The following is a 16,698-nucleotide window of genomic DNA, read 5'->3' as shown; positions in this document are numbered from 1 at the left end:
TGAAAGTGAACTAAAAATGCTACGGCGCCGGGGTCCCGATCGGCGCCGGTTCGAACCCCAGCACTATCTCAATTTCGCACGTTATTTCAGATAGTTGTGCTGCGCAAGGGCAGGGTTACGCATCGGCGCCGATCCACAGCTCAACACCTGATTGGGCCGCGTCGTGAAGGCCAGCATCAGATTATATTCCGCCGTGGAGAGCGGCAGCGCCACCCCCTCGCCGTCGACCAACGTGCGTTCCTGCGTCTTGAGCAGCCAGCCCGCAAAGGCATAGGTGGCGCCATCAGGCGCCGTGACGCGCTGGCCGCCGGTCGCGACGCGGCGGAAGATCACCTTGATGCGAGCGACCAGTTCGCGCGGGGAAAAGGGCTTCAGCACATAATCGTCCGCCCCCATTTCCAGGCCCACGATGCGGTCGGTCTCTTCCGATTTCGCGGTGAGCAGGATGACCGGGATCTCACTGGTTTCACGGATATGGCGGCAGAGCGACAGCCCGTCCTCGCCCGGCATCATGATGTCCAGGATCACCAGATCGATCGCATTGGCGTTGAGGCGCATCCGCGCTTCCCCCGCATTTTCGACAGCCGTGACGCGAAAGCCGTTGCGGACGAGATATTGCGCCAGCGGCTCGCGGATCGAACGCTCGTCGTCGACGAGCAGCAGATGGGGTCGTTCGCTCATGGTCCAGTTCTTGTCATGGCTGGTGTGGGGTGGAAGGGCGAAGGCGTGCGATCAACGCCTTCGCCCCTGCCCTTAGTTCGCGGGTGGCGGTGACGGCGGACCCTTGCGGTCGCGCCAGCCGTCGCGGAAGGCCTGCCGCGCCGCCTTCATTTCGTCGGCGGTCACCTTGCCGTCATGATTGGCGTCGGCCTTGTCGAACATGGCGAGCGGGCGGGCCATGAACTCGGCCTTGGTGATGGCGCCGTCCTTCTTCATCTCGCCGCCCGGACCGCCCCCCATGCCGTGTCCCCATCCGCGATGGCCCCGGCCGTCCGGCCCATCGGGCTTGCCCATATGGTCATGCATGCCATCGTGGCCCTGATGCCCGGCGGCAAATTCCGCCTTGCTGATCTGGCCGTTCTTGTCGGTATCCAGCGCGGCGAAACGTTCATCGAGCCGTTGCTGACGGAGGATGTCGCGATCCGCCTGATCGAGCGTCCCGTCCTTGTTCGCGTCGAGTCTGGCGAAGCGGGCTTCCAGCGCGGCGGTCAGTTCCGCCTTGGTGACGGCGCCGTCCTTATTGGCATCGGCCATCATCAACATGCCGCCGCCACGCGCTCCACCAGCGTGGGGGCCGTCATCCTGCGCGAAGGCTAGGTGCGTGGCGGCGAGCCCGCCAACGAACAGCGAACCAACAGCCACCGTGGTCATGAATTTGCGGATCATTGGGGTCTTCCTTCAAAACGCCTGTCACGAACGGCGCCTCGCCGTCCATGAAAACGCTTATCGGGGAGTTTTGTCCCGCAAATTTGTCACGTCACCCGATAAAATGTCGCAATTTGTATCGGGTGACGGACTTTCTTCAGCGGTCGCGGCGTCCCAACAAACGCAAGCGAAGCGCGTTGAGCTTGATGAAGCCCGCCGCGTCGCGCTGGTCATAGGCGCCGGCATCGTCCTCGAAAGTCACGACCTTTTCGCTATAGAGCGAGTTGGGCGATTTGCGGCCGACGACATAGACGCCGCCTTTGTAGAGCTTCAGGCGAACGGTGCCGGTCACCTTTTCCTGGCTATGGTCGATCGCGGCCTGCAACATCTCGCGCTCCGGCGAGAACCAGAAGCCGTTATAGATGAGTTCGGCATAGCGCGGCGCCAACTCGTCCTTGAGATGCGCGGCGCCGCGATCCAGCGTCAGTTGCTCGATCCCCCGATGGGCCAAATGATAGATGGTGCCGCCCGGCGTTTCGTACATGCCGCGCGACTTCATGCCGACGAAGCGGTTCTCGACCAGATCGAGACGGCCGATGCCATGCTTGCGGCCATAGTCGTTCAGCGTCTCCAGCAGGGTCGCGGGCGACATGCCGACGCCGTTGATCGCCACGCCGTCGCCACGCTCGAAATCGACGGTGATATATTCGGGCGCGTCGGGGGCATCCTCCGGATTGACCGTGCGCGAATAGACATAGTCCGGGGTTTCCTCCCACGGATCTTCGAGCACCTTACCCTCGGAGCTGGTGTGCAGCATGTTCGCGTCGGTCGAAAAGGGGCTTTCGCCGCGCTTGTCGCGGGGAATCGGAATCTGGTGCTTTTCTGCGAATTCGATCAGCTTGGTGCGGCTGGTCAGATCCCATTCGCGCCACGGAGCGATCACCTTGATGTCGGGCGCGAGGCCATAATAGCCCAGTTCGAAGCGAACCTGGTCATTGCCCTTGCCGGTCGCGCCATGCGACACCGCATCGGCACCGACCATTTTCGCGATCTCGATCTGGCGCTTGGCGATCAGCGGGCGGGCGATCGACGTGCCGAGCAGATAGAGCCCTTCATAAAGCGCGTTGGAGCGCATCATCGGGAAGACATAGTCCTTCACGAACTCTTCGCGCAGGTCGTCGATGAAGATATGCTCTTCCTTGACGCCCATGAGCTGCGCCTTGGCGCGCGCCGGCTCCAGTTCCTCGCCCTGGCCGAGGTCAGCGGTGAAGGTCACCACCTCGCACTGGTAGGTCTGTTGCAGCCATTTCAGGATCACGCTGGTATCCAGCCCACCTGAGAAGGCAAGAACGATGCGGTTGATCTTGTCGGACATGGGCAACTTTCCTTGAGGCGGGCCTGAGCGGCCATGCAATTACCGGCGGGCCGGTATCAGGCCGGACGTTCCAGTGCAACCGAATCGACGGAACTATAGCATGACGAAGGGGACGCCGATCGAAACCGGCATCCCCTTTTCGACAGAAGTCGATCGGACTCAGCTTGTCCGTGGCTTGAAGACGCCTTCGCGCCTCCGGTCGGAACCGAAGCGATAGACCGTCTGCGCGGGCGTCGTCATCGGCCGGGGCGAATCGGCCGGGGCCGTGACCGGAGCCGACTGGATTGCCGCTTGCTTCTGTTGCTGGGCAAGCAGGAATCTCGCGCGAGTCATCCGCTTCGCATGGGTGCGGAACGGGTTCTCCGGGCTGGGCGGCGCTGCCACCATCGCCTCAAGGGTGCGATCCTCTTCACTATGCGCGGTGACGCTCACCGGGGGCGGAGTCATCAGCGGCATGGCCGGAGCAGGCGCAGGTACGGCTTCCATCGGCGCAGGCTGCCTCACCTCTTCCACCCATTCCTCTTCCACAACGCGCCGCTTGCGCCCGCGCAACAGCGCCGCGCCCGCCAGCCCGACGAGCAGCAGAGAACCGCCGCCCAAGGCCCATAACAGCGCTGGATCGATCCCGGCTTCCGACGGTGGAACGGGCGCCTGGGGCGCAGGCACTGCTGGTTCAGCCGGGGCCGCGGTTTTGGCGGGCGGCGGCGGTGTCGGAGAGGATGCGGCACGCTGTACCGGCGGTTCGGCGCGAGGCGCAGCCGGTTCAACTGTCCGCGCCACCGTCTTGACCGCAGGCTTGGGCACGGCACGCTTCACCGCGACAGGCGGTGCGGGTTCAGCATTCTCAGCCTTGGAAGCCGCGATGGCGGCATCCAAACGCTGCTCGACCGGGGGTGTAGGTTGGACCATCGGCTGTGTCGGCGCGAAAACCGGAGCAGGCGCGGCAGCCTGCGGCGCGGGTTCGGCCTGGGGAACCGCCACCGCCGGGTCGGGGGGCGGTATGACGGTCTGCGCCAACAGCGCGGGGGAACTGAAGGCCAGAACAGCGGCAATCGCGGCCCTGGCCGGGCGAACTGAGCGAGTGTATCCAGTCATAGCCCAGGTTGAACCCGCAAGCTTGACGATTCAGCGCAATGCTCCGCCACCATTCCAGACCAATCGGGCGAAACTGCCGACGAGTTGATCCGAACGCGACCAATCTTAGCAGCCGTTCATCCTTATCAAACACATTCAGCGATCGGCATATTTTCCATTTCCATAGGAAATAAGGAACGGTTACTTGGGATCATCGTCCTTATTGTCCAGACGCGCGCCCTCGATCTGACGGTTCTTCCGTTCTTCTTCCAAAGACTGCGCCTGACGTTCGGCCTTTGTGCGCCCGAATTTGGCGCGGTTGCTCTGCGCCAGACGGTCCTTGTCCGCACGCGCCTTGGCCTTGCGGGCCTGCCGAAGATTGATGATGTCGCCCATAAGAAGGACGGGCCTCTATGAGGAAATGTATTTTAACGGTGGAGCGGGTAGCGGGGATCGAACCCGCATCACAAGCTTGGAAGGCTAGTGCTCTACCATTGAGCTATACCCGCCCGTCAGGTTGAGCGCCCTGCCATCATCGGACAGGGTTCGTCAATATGGCAAAGTGACAAAAGGGGCCAATATCCGCCTTAACCCCACGCGATATTTGCACTAACAGGTGGCATGACCACGCCTTCCCTGCGCCAGTTGGACATATTCGCGCAGATGGTGGCATCGGGCAGCCTTTCGCGATGCGCTCGCGATCTGGGCGTCACTCCTGATGACGTGGCGCGGGATTTGGCATCGCTGGAACTGCGCCTGGGCTACCGCCTGTTCGACGATCTGGCCGGAGAAGCCCGCCTCACCGCGGCGGGTCGGAAAACGGCGCAGGCCATGACCCTGCTGTCGCAGGATCAGCCGGACAATTGGCAAGTCGATCAGGCCGACGACATCGCGCCACCGCCGTCCGGCGCTTCCCTCCCGCCCCCATCGCCCTCGCGGGAGACCATCGTCCTGGCCGCGCCCGCGCCGGTCTTCGGCCATTTTCAGGAGGCTCTGGCAGCTTTCGAGGCGGCAAATGACGATATCGCGATCACGCTCGACCTGACGGTCCATCTGGCCGACGAAGCCGCATGGGCGCTGCATCGGGGCAAGGCCGACATCGCCTATTTCTACGCTTTGGGCGAAACGGAAGACCCGCCCTCCCGCTATGGCTGGTCGGAGCAGATCAACCTCTATGCCGGCGTCGACCACCCACTCGCCCGCAGCGAAAGCGTGGCGATGGCGGAGCTGGCCGACATGCCGACGCTCGCCATGGAACCGCGCAACGGCTTGCGGCTGATCATCGACGAGGCGCTAATGCGCGGCGGCGTGCGGCTGGGCAATCCCGTTCTGGAAACCGACAATCTCTTCGACATCATGACCATCCTGCGCGAAGGGGCCGGTTGCTTCGCCGCCTTCGGCCCGCTGGCGCGTGATCTGGGGCGGATGACGGGGATCAGGCGGATTGCGCTCGAACGCCCTCTGCCAGCCATAGAAGTGCGGCAGGCCGTCCGTCCGCAAAGCCCTGCCGCCGCCGCCGCGCTGGCAGAATTTCTCTTTCTTTAACTGTTATTTGCGGCTGGATGAGGCGATTTCGCGGCCAATGCTTATTCATACGCCGAAGCGGTATTGATATGCTATATCATTTCAGATAGGAGAGCGCATCTCCTCCCGATTCAAGGATGACGAACCGAATGTGTCGTTCCGCGCTGTTGCGTGCCGGTTGCGCCCTATCCGCACTTTCTGCCGCCTTTCCTGCATTTGCCCAAGACGCCGCCAGCGACACCGCGCCACAGGCCTATCATGATCAACGAGCGGACATCGTCGTTACCGCCATCATCCCCCGACGGCAGGGCGACATATTGTCGGGCACCTCCGTGGTTTCGGGCGAAGCGCTGACCCGCGCGCTGCGCCCCACCATTGGCGACACGCTGGCCCACCAACCGGGCGTTTCAGCGACCTCCTTCGGCCCCAACGCCTCCCGCCCCGTCCTTCGCGGCTTCCAGGGCGAGCGCGTCCGCATCCTGACCGACGGCATCGGCAGTTTCGACGTGTCGAACACCTCGGTCGACCATGCGGTGGCGATCAACCCGCTGACCGCCGATCGGATCGAGGTGCTGCGCGGACCGGCAGCGCTGCTCTACGGGTCGTCGGCCATTGGCGGCGTGGTCAATGTGATCGACAGCCGCATCCCGCGCCGCGTGCCCGACGAGCCGGTCCATATCGACGGCATCGCCACCTATGGCAGCGCCGCCAATGAGCGCACCGGATCGGGCGAGATCGAGGCACCGATCGGTGACAAGATCGTGGTCCATTTCGACGGCAGCTATTCGAAGAGCGGCGATCTCGATACCGGCAATTACATTCTGACCCCCGCCCTACGCGCACAGGCCGCCGCCAGCAGCGATCCGGCGATTGAGGAGCTGGCCAGTCTGCGCGGCAAGCTGCCCAACAGCGCGGCGCGGACCTGGGAAGTGGCGGGCGGCGCGGCGCTGATCACCGACGGGGGGAATCTGGGCTTCTCGGTCGCGCATACCGACAATTTCTACGGCGTGCCGGTGCGTTATTCGCTCGATCCCAGTGGCACGGCGGAGCAGGTTCGGCTGCACATGAAGCAGGACCGCGCCGATCTGCGCGCAGAACTGCCGGTCAATGGCGGCTTCCTGGAATCCATCCGCCTGCGCGCGGGCTTTGCCGATTACCAGCATCAGGAAATCGAGGAATCGGGCGCGGTCGGCACGACCTTCTACAACCAGTCGATCGAATCGCGGCTGGAACTGGTGCAAGCCAAGCGGGGCGGCTGGGACGGCGCGATCGGCGCGCAGTTCTTCGCCCGCAATTTCCATGTCGTGGGGGAAGAGAAATTCCTGCCGCGCAACCAGACCGAGCAGCTCGGATTCTTCACGCTGCAGTCCTTCGACCTGGGCACGACGCGGGTCGAACTGGGCGGGCGTTACGAACATACGCGGGTCGGCGCGGATGCCGACGAAACGCTGCTCAACCCGACCTATCATCGCAGCTTCGACGCGCTGTCCGGTTCTCTGGGGATCAGTCAGGAAATCATCCCCGGCTGGCGCGCCGGGCTGAACCTGTCCCGCACCGAACGCGCGCCATCGGCGGAGGAATTGTTCGCGCGCGGCAACCATGCGGGCACACAGGCCTTCGAGCTCGGCAACCCCAATTTCGGGCCGGAAAAAAGCTGGGGCATTGAAGGCACGCTACGCGGCCAGGGCAAGGGCTATACGATCTCGCTGTCCGCCTATCACAATTGGTTCGACGGCTATATCTATGATTCCCTGGCCGATGACAGCGTCTGCATGGCGGTCAATGGCGGCGAACCGCTCGACTTCCCCTGCTATCAGAACCTCCAGGCCAATGCCCGCTATCTCGGCTTCGAGGCGGAAGGCACGCTGAAAGTCGGGCAGATCGGCGGCTATGCCATCAATCTCGATGGGGTGGCCGACTATGTCCGCGCCACCATCAAGGGATCTGGCCCGGCTCCGCGGATTCCGCCGCTCCGCCTGTTGGGGGGCGTTGAATTGCAGGGCGATCGGCTGAACCTGCGCGGCGAGGTCGAACATAGTTTCGCGCAGGATCGCATTGCCGACACCGAGACGCCGACTGACGGCTTCACGCTGGTCAATGCGTCGCTTTCCTTCAAGCCCATCAAGGGCAATGACCGGACGACCATCACCCTGTCCGCCAACAACATCTTCGATGTCGAGGCGCGGCGAGCCGCCAGTTTCCTCAAGGATTACGCGCCCTTGGCGGGACGCGACATCCGGGTGACGGCCCGCCTGTCGATCTGACAAGCGGATCGATTGCGCAATGTGACGATTTTGTTACAAGGCGCCGGTGATTCAGGGGTGGCCATTCATAAGTCATGCACGCCTCGCGGCGTATAAAGGCGGCTGATGCGTCAGATCGCCGCCCTTCCCTATGCGACCGATCCCGATGGGTCGATGCGCATTCTTCTGATCACCTCGCGCGAAACGCGGCGCTGGGTGATTCCCAAGGGCAATCGCATCAAGGGCATGGCCGGCCATCGCGCCGCCGAACTGGAAGCCTTTGAAGAAGCGGGCATTCACGGCATCGCCTGCCCCGCGCCGATCGGCCGCTATCGCTATGACAAGAAGCGGCGGCGGGGCGACACCAAAGAGGCGACGGTCGAGGTTTTCCCGCTTGCAGTGACCGGCCAGTTGCCGCAATGGCCCGAACAAGGGCAGCGGGAACTGCGTTGGTTCCCCGTGGCCGAAGCTGCAAAGGCCGTCGACGAACCCGATCTGCAATCCATTATCGCAGCCTTTCGCGAACCCCCGAAAGACCCGGGCCTGTTCGTGCGGACGTTGTTGCGGATCAGGGAATGGCAAACCGAAAGGACTGGAATGCTGCGCTGGTTTCACGCGCTGATGCCCAAGCAAGGGCGCTTTTTCGAGCAGTTTGAGGATCATGCCGTGACCTTGGTCGCCGGCGCCGATGCGCTCGCCAAGCTGCTCAAGGGCGGGCCGGACATCGATGCCCATATCAAGGAGATTTCGGACCGCGAGCATGAGGCGGACGACATCATCCGCGAAGTGCTGCAGGACGTCCGCCGCATCTTCGTGACGCCGTTCGACCGCAGCGCCATCACGGGCCTGATCGGGGTGATGGATGACGCCATCGACCAGATGAACAAGACCGCCAAGGCGATCTCCCTGTTCGAGGTGAAGGAATTTCCCGCCCAGATGCAGGATATGAGCGCGCTGATCGTCGAATGCGCGCGGATCACGGCGGAGGCGATGCCGCTGCTGCGGTCGCTGAACCTCAATTCGGCGCGGCTGCATGACCTGACCGAGCGGCTGGTGAAGCTGGAGGGTCACGCCGACATATTGCATGAAACGGGCCTCAAGGCGCTCTATGCCCAGGCGCGGCAGGGCAATCCGATGGACTTCGTCGTCGGGAACGAGATTTACAGCCATCTGGAAAAGGTGACCGACCGGTTCGAGGACGTCGCCAATGAGATTTCCGGCCTGGTCATCGACCACGCCTGACCCGGCCAGAGCAAAATCATGGAAGCCCATATCGCTTTACCGCTGCTGGTCGCGCTGATCGGCGTCGCGCTGCTGTTCGACTTTTTGAACGGACTGCACGACGCAGCCAATTCGATCGCGACCATCGTGTCGACGCGGGTGCTGAAGCCGCAATATGCGGTCGCCTGGGCGGCATTCTTCAACTTCATCGCCTTCCTGTTCTTCGGCCTGCATGTGGCGGAGACGGTGGGCAAGGGCATTGTCGACGCCAGCATCATCGATCCGCAGGTGATTTTCGGCGCGCTGATGGGGGCGATTGCGTGGAACCTGATCACCTGGGGGCTGGGCATACCTTCCTCCAGCAGCCATGCGCTGATCGGCGGGTTGCTGGGCGCGGGGACGGCCAAGGCGGGACTCTCCGCCGTGGTGTGGAGCGGGGTGTTCAAGACCAGCGCGGCGATCGTGCTGTCGCCCGCCATCGGGCTGGTGCTGGCATTGCTGCTGGTGCTGATCATCAGTTGGATCTTCCGCCGCTTCACGCCGCAGGGCGCGGACCGGGTGTTCCGCAAGTTGCAGCTCGTGTCGGCTTCGCTCTATTCGCTCGGCCATGGCGGCAATGACGCGCAGAAGACCATGGGGATCATCGCCGTGCTGCTCTATTCGCAGGGCATGCTGACCGGCGATTTCCACGTGCCCTTCTGGGTGGTGCTGAGCTGTCAGGCGGCGATGGGCATGGGCACGCTGTTGGGCGGGTGGAAGATCGTCCACACCATGGGGTCGAAGATCACACGGCTGACCCCGGCGCAGGGTTTCTGCGCGGAGACCGGTGGGGCGATGACGCTGTTCCTGGCGACGCATCTGGGCGTGCCGGTGTCGACCACCCATACGATCACCGGCGCCATCGTCGGCGTGGGGGCTTCGCGGCGGTTGTCGGCGGTGCGGTGGAATGTGGCGTCGAGCATCATCGTCGCCTGGGTCGTGACCCTGCCCGCCGCCGCCGTCATTGGGGCGGCTTTCTATGGCTTGACCCGGCTGTTCTGATACGAAGAGGGTGCGGTCGATTGACGACCGCACCCTTCCTCTCCTGAACCTTTGGGAACGATCAGCTCACCCGGCCGAGGCGGTGGTAGAGATTGGCGTATTTGACGGATTCCGGCTTGTCCTGAACCTCGCGCAGATAATGGGCGATGGCGGTGCGGATCAGGCCGAAATCTTCCTGCGAGAAAACTGCGCGGGAACGGGTGGGTTCGCGTGTTTCGGTCGTTTCCATCTGGGGTTCCTTTCCGTTGGGATGACATCAGAAACCATGAATGACCCCACAAGGTAAGGGCGATTAGTGGCGCGGTGTCATGAGGTGACTTGTTCATACTGTCATTATTTGACATAGTGACAATATGGCTGACGACCGGAAACTCTATCTTGGCCCCAAGCTGCGCGTGTTGCGGCGGGAGCTGGGGCTGAACCAGACGCGGATGGCGGAGGAATTGGGGGTTTCGCCCAGTTACCTGAACCATCTGGAGCGCAACCAGCGGCCGCTGACCGCGCAGATGCTGCTGCGGCTGGCCAATGTCTATGACATCGATATCCGCGATTTCGTCGCCAGCACGCAGGAAGGCGCGGCCAGCGCACTGGGGGAAATCCTGTCCGATGCGCTGGTGCGCGACATCGGGATCGCCCGCGACGAGGTGTTGGAGGTCGCGGAAAATTATCCGGGGGTCAGCGAGGCGATCGGTCGGTTCTACCGCGCCTTGAGCGACTTGCGCCGCCTGCCCGAGCAGGTCGCGGCGGGTCCGGGAAGCGCGGCGCCGCTGCATGCGCCGCTGGACTGGCTGCGCGAGACGATATCGCGGGCGGGCAATCATTTTGCCGAACTGGACGCCGCGGCGGAATCGCTGGCGGAGGAGTTGGGGGACGATCCCTCGGCCATGCAGGCGGGCATCAGGGCGCGGCTGAAGGAACGCCATGGCATGGCGGTGCAGATCGTGCGGGAGGATGTGCTTGCCGGGACGCTGCGCCATTATGACATGCACCGGCGGCGGCTGTTGCTGAGCGAGCGGCTGGCCTCTTCGGGGCGGCTGTTCGCGGTCGCCTATCAGCTTTGCGCGCAGGAACTGGCGGACGCGATCGGCAGCCAGGTGACGCGGGCGGGGCCGCCGGACGAGGACAGCCGCCGCCTCGCCGGGATCGCGCTGACCAACTATGCCGCGGCGGCGCTGATCATGCCCTATGACCGCTTCGCCAAGGCGGCCGAGCAGAGCCGGCACGACCTGCCGCTGTTGCGGGCGCGCTTCGGCGTGTCGATGGAGCAACTGGCGCATCGCCTGACCAGCCTGGGGCGGACGGGCGCGCGGGGCGTGCCCTTCTTCATGGCGAAGGTGGACCGGGCGGGACAAGTCTCCAAGCGCTTCGATGGCGAGGCCTGGCCTTTTGCGCGGCTGGGCGGCACCTGCCCGCGCTGGGACGCGCATGAAAGCCAGGAGCCGGACGCGGTGCGCCCGCAACTGATCGAGACGATGGATGGGCGGCGCTTCGTCAGTCTGACCATCGGTCTGCCAATGGAGGGCGGCGCGCGGGGGCGGTCCGCGATCGCGCTCGGTTGCGAGGCGAAGCATGGGCCAAGGATCGTGCATGCCGACGGGATCGATGTGGAGAAAGGCGCGGCGACGCAGGTGGGGCCGACCTGCCATCTGTGCGAGCGGCGCAACTGCCCCGACCGAGCCCTGCCCCCGGTGACGCGGGCGCTGGATTTACATGGCTATGAGCGGACGGTGGCGCCGTTTCCGTTTCGGCGGGTTTGAGGGAATAGCTGACTCCAAAATGGCAGGTTCCGACCAAAGGCAGGCGTTCATACCAACGTCACCCCGGCCTTGAGCCGGGGTCTCGCTTCCTCATCTACGACGCGTGGAAAAGAAAGCGGGATGCCGGGTCAAGCCCGGCATGACGAGGAGGCTTTGGCTGCTAGCGACCAATGTAAGTCGCTTGAGATTTCGATCAGCGTTCTCAAAAGCGGACATTCCCCGTCGACCGAGCAAATCAAAACACCTTTGCCAGAAATTACATTAGCTTATTTGAATTTGGCGCTATAACAGGCTCCACATGGGGGAAGCGTAGAATGATCGAGGCACGTTCATTTGTTGTGGCAATTGCCGTAACTGTCACAATCCACTTTTCATCAAGTATCGCTGCAACAAAACAGGAGCCTGCCCCTCCGGGTTCGCCTCCCCCTCTAACGGAGGTCGAGCGTAATGTGGGAATTCCTGGCGTCCAGTTTTCTGATGTTATTGAGGCGAAGGGAAAGCCGATTGTTGCGAACGGTGCTATTGGCCCGGATGATACTCTGCTGACCATCCCTTACGCCTATCGATATACGGCCATCGTTACCGAGGATGTAAAGGGTTTCAGTTTCACGGTGGGAGGGGTTCAGGCACCAGCAGGTTCGCCAGGCTATTATGCTGGCTCATTTGTCGTGTCGGGCGGCTACATAGGTTTCGGTCAAACGCCACCAATGGACATGTGGTGCTTTCTACCGCGCGTCGTTGGCGGGAAACGAGAGAACATATGTCTGTTGCGCAATAGTCCGAAACGCGCAGCCATAGCCCCTACGAGAATGAACCCTTATCTATGGGACCACTTCTCGCCGATGACCGGCACGTTTGATTATGTGAACACCCCCATTTTTAAGCGTCAAGCCGTGGAACTGCCTATCAAGCCGATCCTTGAGTATCGGTTTCTCAATTGGAAGAATGACACCGCGCAACTCAGGCTTTATGCCATGGGAAGTCCTGTCAGCCAGATTAGCCTACCTAAGAATGCGAACGGTGACTATCGATTGCGGACTGTAGGCGGTGACTTCCTTCTCAAAAAGGATAGTGCCGAACCGAATTCGGCACGGATCATTGCTGGCGAGAGTGAGCCGCCAATGAACAGTGGTTTCATACGGGTAAAATTAACGATCGATGCAGACTCCCATGCCTCGAACTGCGAAGTGCTTGAGAGCGATGCTCCCAAGCAATTGCAGGAAAAGACCTGTGAAATATTACGAGAGAAAGGAAAATTCTCGGTCAGTTCTACCACGATTGAGCAGACGGTCCGATTTCGGCTCCCAGCCGACCAATGGCTGAAAACCTCGCCCACGGACACACCCATATCTGCTAATCCCCGCTAGCGTCCAAATCGACTTTGCTGATCGGTAAGCTGACTTTCCGCTAACCACCCTTGGCAGCCGCTTTAGAAGGGTAATTTAAGCCCTCAGATGGCCCCAATAGAACGGGAAGCCGTACAGCTACCGGGACAACTTCTTGGCGCAGGAACGCCAAGTGAAACATACGGCTTACAAATCTTGTTCCAGTACGAAAAAAGGGGCCGCCGGGCAGGCGACCCCTTCTATCCTCTCCGCGAAAGCGGTCAGATGTTTATCAGTCGGCCTTCGACTGAAGGTTCACGGCCGCGTACTTGCCGCGACGGTCGACTTCGAGTTCGAAATCGAGACGATCACCTTCATTCAAGGCGCTCATGCCGGCGCGTTCTACGGCGCTGATGTGCACGAACGCGTCGGGCTGGCCGTCGTCGCGCTGGATGAAGCCGAAGCCCTTCATGGCGTTGAAGAACTTGACCGTGCCGCTGGCGCGCTCACCCGTGAGCTGGCGCTGCGGGCCGCGATCGCCGCCGCCCGGACGATCACCGAAGCCGCCTGCGCGGGGTTCGCGAGGCGCGCGATCGGTGACGGGGAGCGGTTCGCCCTCGATCTTGAGGTCGGTTGCCGACACCTTGCCGCCGCGATCGACCAGCGTGAAGCCGAGCTGCTGACCTTCGGCCAGGCCGGTCAGGCCCGCCTGCTCGACAGCGCTAATGTGGACGAATACGTCTTCCGCGCCATCGTCACGGACGATGAAGCCGAAACCCTTCTGGCCGTTGAAGAACTTGACCACGCCGGTGCCTTCACCGACGACCTGGGCAGGCATGCCGCGGCCACCGCCGCCGCCACCGCCGAAGCCGCCACCACCGCCGCCAAAGCCGCCGCGGCCACCACCGCCGCCGCCGAAGCCGCCGCGGTCACCGCCGAAGCCACCACCGCCGCCGCCGCCGCCAAAACGATCACCGCCGAAACCGCCACCGCCAAAGCCACCGCGATCACCGCCGAAGCCGCCGCGGCCACCCTCATAGAAACCTTCGTCGCCGAAACCGTCGCGCTTGTCCTTGCCGCGCCCGCCGCGGCGACCTCTATCAAAACTCATGCCCTGTTGGTCACTTTCGCTTCGCCCCAGACTAAACCGGACAAACATGTCGGGCGAATGACATGCAGAATCCACCGCTAGCACGCGGTTTGGGACTCACTATATCAACTTTTCAGGGGAGCGCGAATGATTTTTGAGGCAGGCAAAGGGCCGGAAATGGCGATTTTGGGACCGATTGGGCGCCTTTCGTTCCCCCATGCAGGCGGTGATTGCGATATGGCGGCTTTAGCCATAGAGGGGAATCATGACCGTCCATTTCCATGAAGAGGATCTGCCCGAGGGCGTCCTTGCCCCCGGCCCGATCGCCGTCGATACCGAAACCATGGGGCTGATCACGCCCCGCGACCGCCTGTGCGTGGTGCAGATCAGCGACGGCAAGGGGGACGAGCATCTGGTGCGCTTCAACCCCGGCAGCGATTATGCCGCGCCCCATCTGCGCGCGGTGCTGGCCGATCCGGAGCGGCTGAAGCTCTATCATTTCGGGCGGTTCGATATTGCGGCGCTCAAACATTATCTGGGCGTGGTGGCCGCGCCCGTATATTGCACCAAGATCGCCTCGCGGCTGGTGCGGACCTATACCGACCGCCATGGCCTGAAAGAACTGGTGCGCGAATTGCTGGGGCAGGAGCTGTCCAAGGTGCAGCAGTCGAGCGACTGGGGCGGGCCGGTGCTGTCCGACGCGCAGAAGGAATATGCGGCGTCCGACGTGCGCTATCTGCATGCGTTGAAGGCGGAGCTGGACAAGCGGCTGGTGCGCGAAGGGCGGATGGAGCTGGCGCAGGCCTGTTTCGATTTCCTGCCGCATCGGGCCGCGCTGGACCTGGAAGGATGGCCGGAGATCGATATCTTCGCGCATATGTAAGGGTTTCCATGTCGATTCAGGCCGATCAGCAACGCAATCTGCGCCGCCATTGGGCTAGGCCGGGGGGGAGCCATGACCGGCTGGTCGGGCTGCTCAAGAACTGGCTGCCGGCGGCGGTGGGCGTGCTGGCGGCGTTGCTGGCGACGGCGCCCTTTACCGGCGGGGACAAGGTCAGCTTCGTGCTCGACAAGAACAAGGTCGAGGTGGCGAAGGAGCGGATGCGCGTGACCGAGGCGCTCTATCGCGGGGAGGACAGCAAGGGGCAGCCCTTTTCGCTGCGGGCAGGCTCTGCGGTGCAGAAGAGTTCGCGAGAGCCGATCGTGGATCTGAACGATATGTCGGCGCGGATATTGCTGTCCGATGGGCAGGCCTTGTTGCGGGCGCAGAAGGGCCGGTACGACATGGATACGGAGCGGGTCGCGATCGACGGGCCGGTGCAGTTCGAGTCTGAGGGCGGATACAGGATGACGACGCGGGATGTGGGCGTCGACCTCAAGACGCGGCGGATGCAGAGCGCCGGGCGCGTGGACGGGCGGATACCGATCGGCACGTTCAGCGGCGACCATCTGGAAGCGGATCTGGGCGCGCGGACGGTGACGCTGAACGGGCGAGCGAGCTTGCGTATCGAACAAAATGGCCTCAAAGGGCGAAAGTGATGAAAAAGCCCCTTCTTTTGGTGTCCTTGAGCGTTCTGGGTGCGGCCGGACTGATGTATGTCGGGGCGGATGCGCAGGTGCTGAAGAATCATGACAGCAATGCGCCGGTGAACTTCACCGCCGACCGGATCGAGGTGCAGGACCGCGCCGACCGCGTCGTCGTGTCCGGCCATGTCGAGGTGACGCAGGCGGGCATGACGCTGAATGCGGCGCGGATGACGGTGGCCTACCGGAACCAGCCGGGCGGCGGGACCAACGGGGTTGAGATCGACCGGATCGATGCTTCGGGCAATGTCGTCGTGACCAAGGGGAATGAGACGGCGAAGGGCAATGTCGCCATCTACGACCTCAACAGCCGGCTGATCACCATGTTGGGCAATGTGTCGCTGACGCAGGGGGCGAACCGGCTGACCGGCGGGCGGCTGGTGATCGACCTCAACAGCGGGCGCTCTACCGTGGATGGGCGGGCTGCCGGGGGTGGCGGTTCGGGTGTGACGGGCAGCTCCGGCGGGCGCGTGTCGGGGACGTTTACGGTGCCGCAGCGGAAGAATTGAGCGGGCGTTCGTCCCAGCGGATGAGCTGGGCGCGGCCCGTTTCGTCGATCGCCAGTTCACCGAAAGCGCCGGTGCGGAGTTTGAGGTTCGCCAGCGGCAGGCCTAGCGCGAGGAGCGCAAAGCGGGCGGCGCCGTTGCTGGTGACGAGGAGGTCGGCGCCCTCCCCTGCTTGCGCGAACCAGTCTTTCCAGGCGGCGATGCGGGATTCGGCATCCACGATCCAATCTTTGGGCGCGATGCCTTGCTCGTCCCAGGCGGTGAGAGCTTGCGCGCCGAGGCGGGCGAGGACTTGCGCTTCGGGACGGCCTTCGTCGGGGCCATGATCGATTTCGTTGAGCCAGGGCAGCGGGCCGTCGACGGGGTGGCCGGTGGCGGCGGCGATGCGGGTGGCGGTTTGCCGGGCGCGGAGGAGCGGGCTGCTGTGGAGGCGGCGGATCAGGAGATTTTGCGTCGCGAACCAGGCGCCGAGGCGATCGGCCTGGGCGCGGCCGCTTTCGACCAGCGGAATGTCGGTGCCTGCGCCGATGCGGCGGGCATCGGCGCTGCTTTCGAAAGTGTTGCCGTGGCGGATGATGAAGATGCGGCGCATG

At 63.2% G+C, this 16,698-nt stretch carries 16 protein-coding genes, 1 tRNA gene and 1 pseudogene; 9 read left to right on the top strand and 9 right to left on the bottom strand.

Annotated elements, in window-relative coordinates:
- Window positions 1-138 precede the first annotated feature (138 nt).
- The 6 genes and pseudogenes from HHL26_RS11510 to HHL26_RS11485 all read right to left on the bottom strand — a co-directional run.
- Window positions 139-681, bottom strand: a pseudogene (locus HHL26_RS11510) (response regulator transcription factor); the annotation flags it as partial.
- Between the two features lie 72 nt (window positions 682-753).
- A complete protein-coding gene (locus tag HHL26_RS11505) occupies window positions 754-1,386 on the bottom strand; it encodes an EF-hand domain-containing protein (protein ID WP_066554607.1) in 633 nt (210 codons plus the stop codon).
- A gap of 136 nt (window positions 1,387-1,522) precedes the next feature.
- On the bottom strand, window positions 1,523-2,740 hold the full coding sequence (locus tag HHL26_RS11500; RefSeq protein WP_066554604.1) for an argininosuccinate synthase: 1,218 nt from the start codon (window positions 2,738-2,740) through the stop codon (window positions 1,523-1,525).
- 159 nt (window positions 2,741-2,899) lie between these two features.
- Entirely contained in the window at window positions 2,900-3,835 is a 936-nt protein-coding gene (locus HHL26_RS11495) for a hypothetical protein (RefSeq protein ID WP_145907202.1), read from the bottom strand.
- 180 nt (window positions 3,836-4,015) lie between these two features.
- On the bottom strand, window positions 4,016-4,210 hold the full coding sequence (locus HHL26_RS11490) for a DUF4169 family protein (RefSeq protein WP_066554600.1): 195 nt from the start codon (window positions 4,208-4,210) through the stop codon (window positions 4,016-4,018).
- A 39-nt stretch (window positions 4,211-4,249) separates the two neighbouring features.
- A tRNA-Gly gene (locus HHL26_RS11485) sits at window positions 4,250-4,323 on the bottom strand.
- Between the two features lie 112 nt (window positions 4,324-4,435).
- Between HHL26_RS11485 and HHL26_RS11480 the strand changes: the two genes are divergently transcribed.
- The 4 genes from HHL26_RS11480 (at window position 4,436) to HHL26_RS11465 (ending at window position 9,843) form a co-directional block, all read left to right on the top strand.
- Window positions 4,436-5,359, top strand: coding sequence for a LysR family transcriptional regulator (locus HHL26_RS11480; protein WP_066554598.1), 924 nt, complete (start codon window positions 4,436-4,438; stop codon window positions 5,357-5,359).
- Window positions 5,360-5,487: 128 nt separating this feature from the next.
- Window positions 5,488-7,602: a TonB-dependent receptor gene (locus HHL26_RS11475; protein ID WP_066554595.1), complete on the top strand. Its 2,115-nt coding sequence runs from the start codon at window positions 5,488-5,490 to the stop codon at window positions 7,600-7,602.
- A 105-nt stretch (window positions 7,603-7,707) separates the two neighbouring features.
- Entirely contained in the window at window positions 7,708-8,823 is a 1,116-nt protein-coding gene (locus HHL26_RS11470; protein ID WP_066554592.1) for a DUF47 family protein, read from the top strand.
- An 18-nt stretch (window positions 8,824-8,841) separates the two neighbouring features.
- Window positions 8,842-9,843 carry an inorganic phosphate transporter gene (locus tag HHL26_RS11465; protein WP_066554590.1) on the top strand — a complete coding sequence of 334 codons (1,002 nt, stop codon included), beginning with the start codon at window positions 8,842-8,844 and terminating at the stop codon, window positions 9,841-9,843.
- Between the two features lie 61 nt (window positions 9,844-9,904).
- On the opposite strand, the gene HHL26_RS11460 is transcribed toward HHL26_RS11465, so the two are convergent.
- Window positions 9,905-10,072 (bottom strand): hypothetical protein, encoded by a 168-nt coding sequence (locus HHL26_RS11460; RefSeq protein WP_169576117.1) that lies wholly within the window; start codon window positions 10,070-10,072, stop codon window positions 9,905-9,907.
- A 124-nt stretch (window positions 10,073-10,196) separates the two neighbouring features.
- Here HHL26_RS11460 and HHL26_RS11455 point away from each other — a divergent pair, with 124 nt between their 5' ends.
- Both HHL26_RS11455 and HHL26_RS11450 read left to right on the top strand, forming a co-directional pair.
- The gene (locus HHL26_RS11455; protein WP_066554588.1) at window positions 10,197-11,600 is read left to right on the top strand and encodes an XRE family transcriptional regulator; all 1,404 of its coding nucleotides are present in this window, start codon (window positions 10,197-10,199) and stop codon (window positions 11,598-11,600) included.
- 314 nt (window positions 11,601-11,914) lie between these two features.
- Complete coding sequence (locus HHL26_RS11450; protein WP_169576116.1) at window positions 11,915-12,967, top strand: hypothetical protein; 1,053 nt, start codon at window positions 11,915-11,917, stop codon at window positions 12,965-12,967.
- A 250-nt stretch (window positions 12,968-13,217) separates the two neighbouring features.
- Here the strand turns inward: HHL26_RS11450 and HHL26_RS24495 are convergent, their stop codons facing one another.
- Window positions 13,218-14,036 (bottom strand): cold-shock protein, encoded by an 819-nt coding sequence (locus HHL26_RS24495; RefSeq protein ID WP_066554585.1) that lies wholly within the window; start codon window positions 14,034-14,036, stop codon window positions 13,218-13,220.
- A gap of 244 nt (window positions 14,037-14,280) precedes the next feature.
- Here HHL26_RS24495 and HHL26_RS11440 point away from each other — a divergent pair, with 244 nt between their 5' ends.
- From HHL26_RS11440 to HHL26_RS11430, 3 genes are read left to right on the top strand one after another with little or no spacing between them, the layout of a single operon-like run.
- Window positions 14,281-14,898 carry a ribonuclease D gene (locus HHL26_RS11440; protein WP_066554583.1) on the top strand — a complete coding sequence of 206 codons (618 nt, stop codon included), beginning with the start codon at window positions 14,281-14,283 and terminating at the stop codon, window positions 14,896-14,898.
- Between the two features lie 8 nt (window positions 14,899-14,906).
- Complete coding sequence (locus tag HHL26_RS11435) at window positions 14,907-15,554, top strand: LPS export ABC transporter periplasmic protein LptC (RefSeq protein WP_066554580.1); 648 nt, start codon at window positions 14,907-14,909, stop codon at window positions 15,552-15,554.
- Window positions 15,554-16,108: an LptA/OstA family protein gene (locus HHL26_RS11430; protein ID WP_066554578.1), complete on the top strand. Its 555-nt coding sequence runs from the start codon at window positions 15,554-15,556 to the stop codon at window positions 16,106-16,108. Before HHL26_RS11435 ends, HHL26_RS11430 begins: the two co-directional genes overlap by 1 nt.
- Here HHL26_RS11430 and HHL26_RS11425 read toward each other — a convergent pair.
- Window positions 16,083-16,697 (bottom strand): histidine phosphatase family protein, encoded by a 615-nt coding sequence (locus HHL26_RS11425; protein ID WP_066554573.1) that lies wholly within the window; start codon window positions 16,695-16,697, stop codon window positions 16,083-16,085. The genes HHL26_RS11430 and HHL26_RS11425 overlap by 26 nt on opposite strands.
- Window position 16,698 lies beyond the last annotated feature (1 nt).

This window comes from Sphingobium sp. TB-6, assembly GCF_012927365.1.
Classification (GTDB): Bacteria; Pseudomonadota; Alphaproteobacteria; order Sphingomonadales; family Sphingomonadaceae; genus Sphingobium.
The sequence above is the reverse complement of the archived record's forward strand: the minus strand, read 5'-3'. Positions and strand labels throughout refer to the sequence as shown.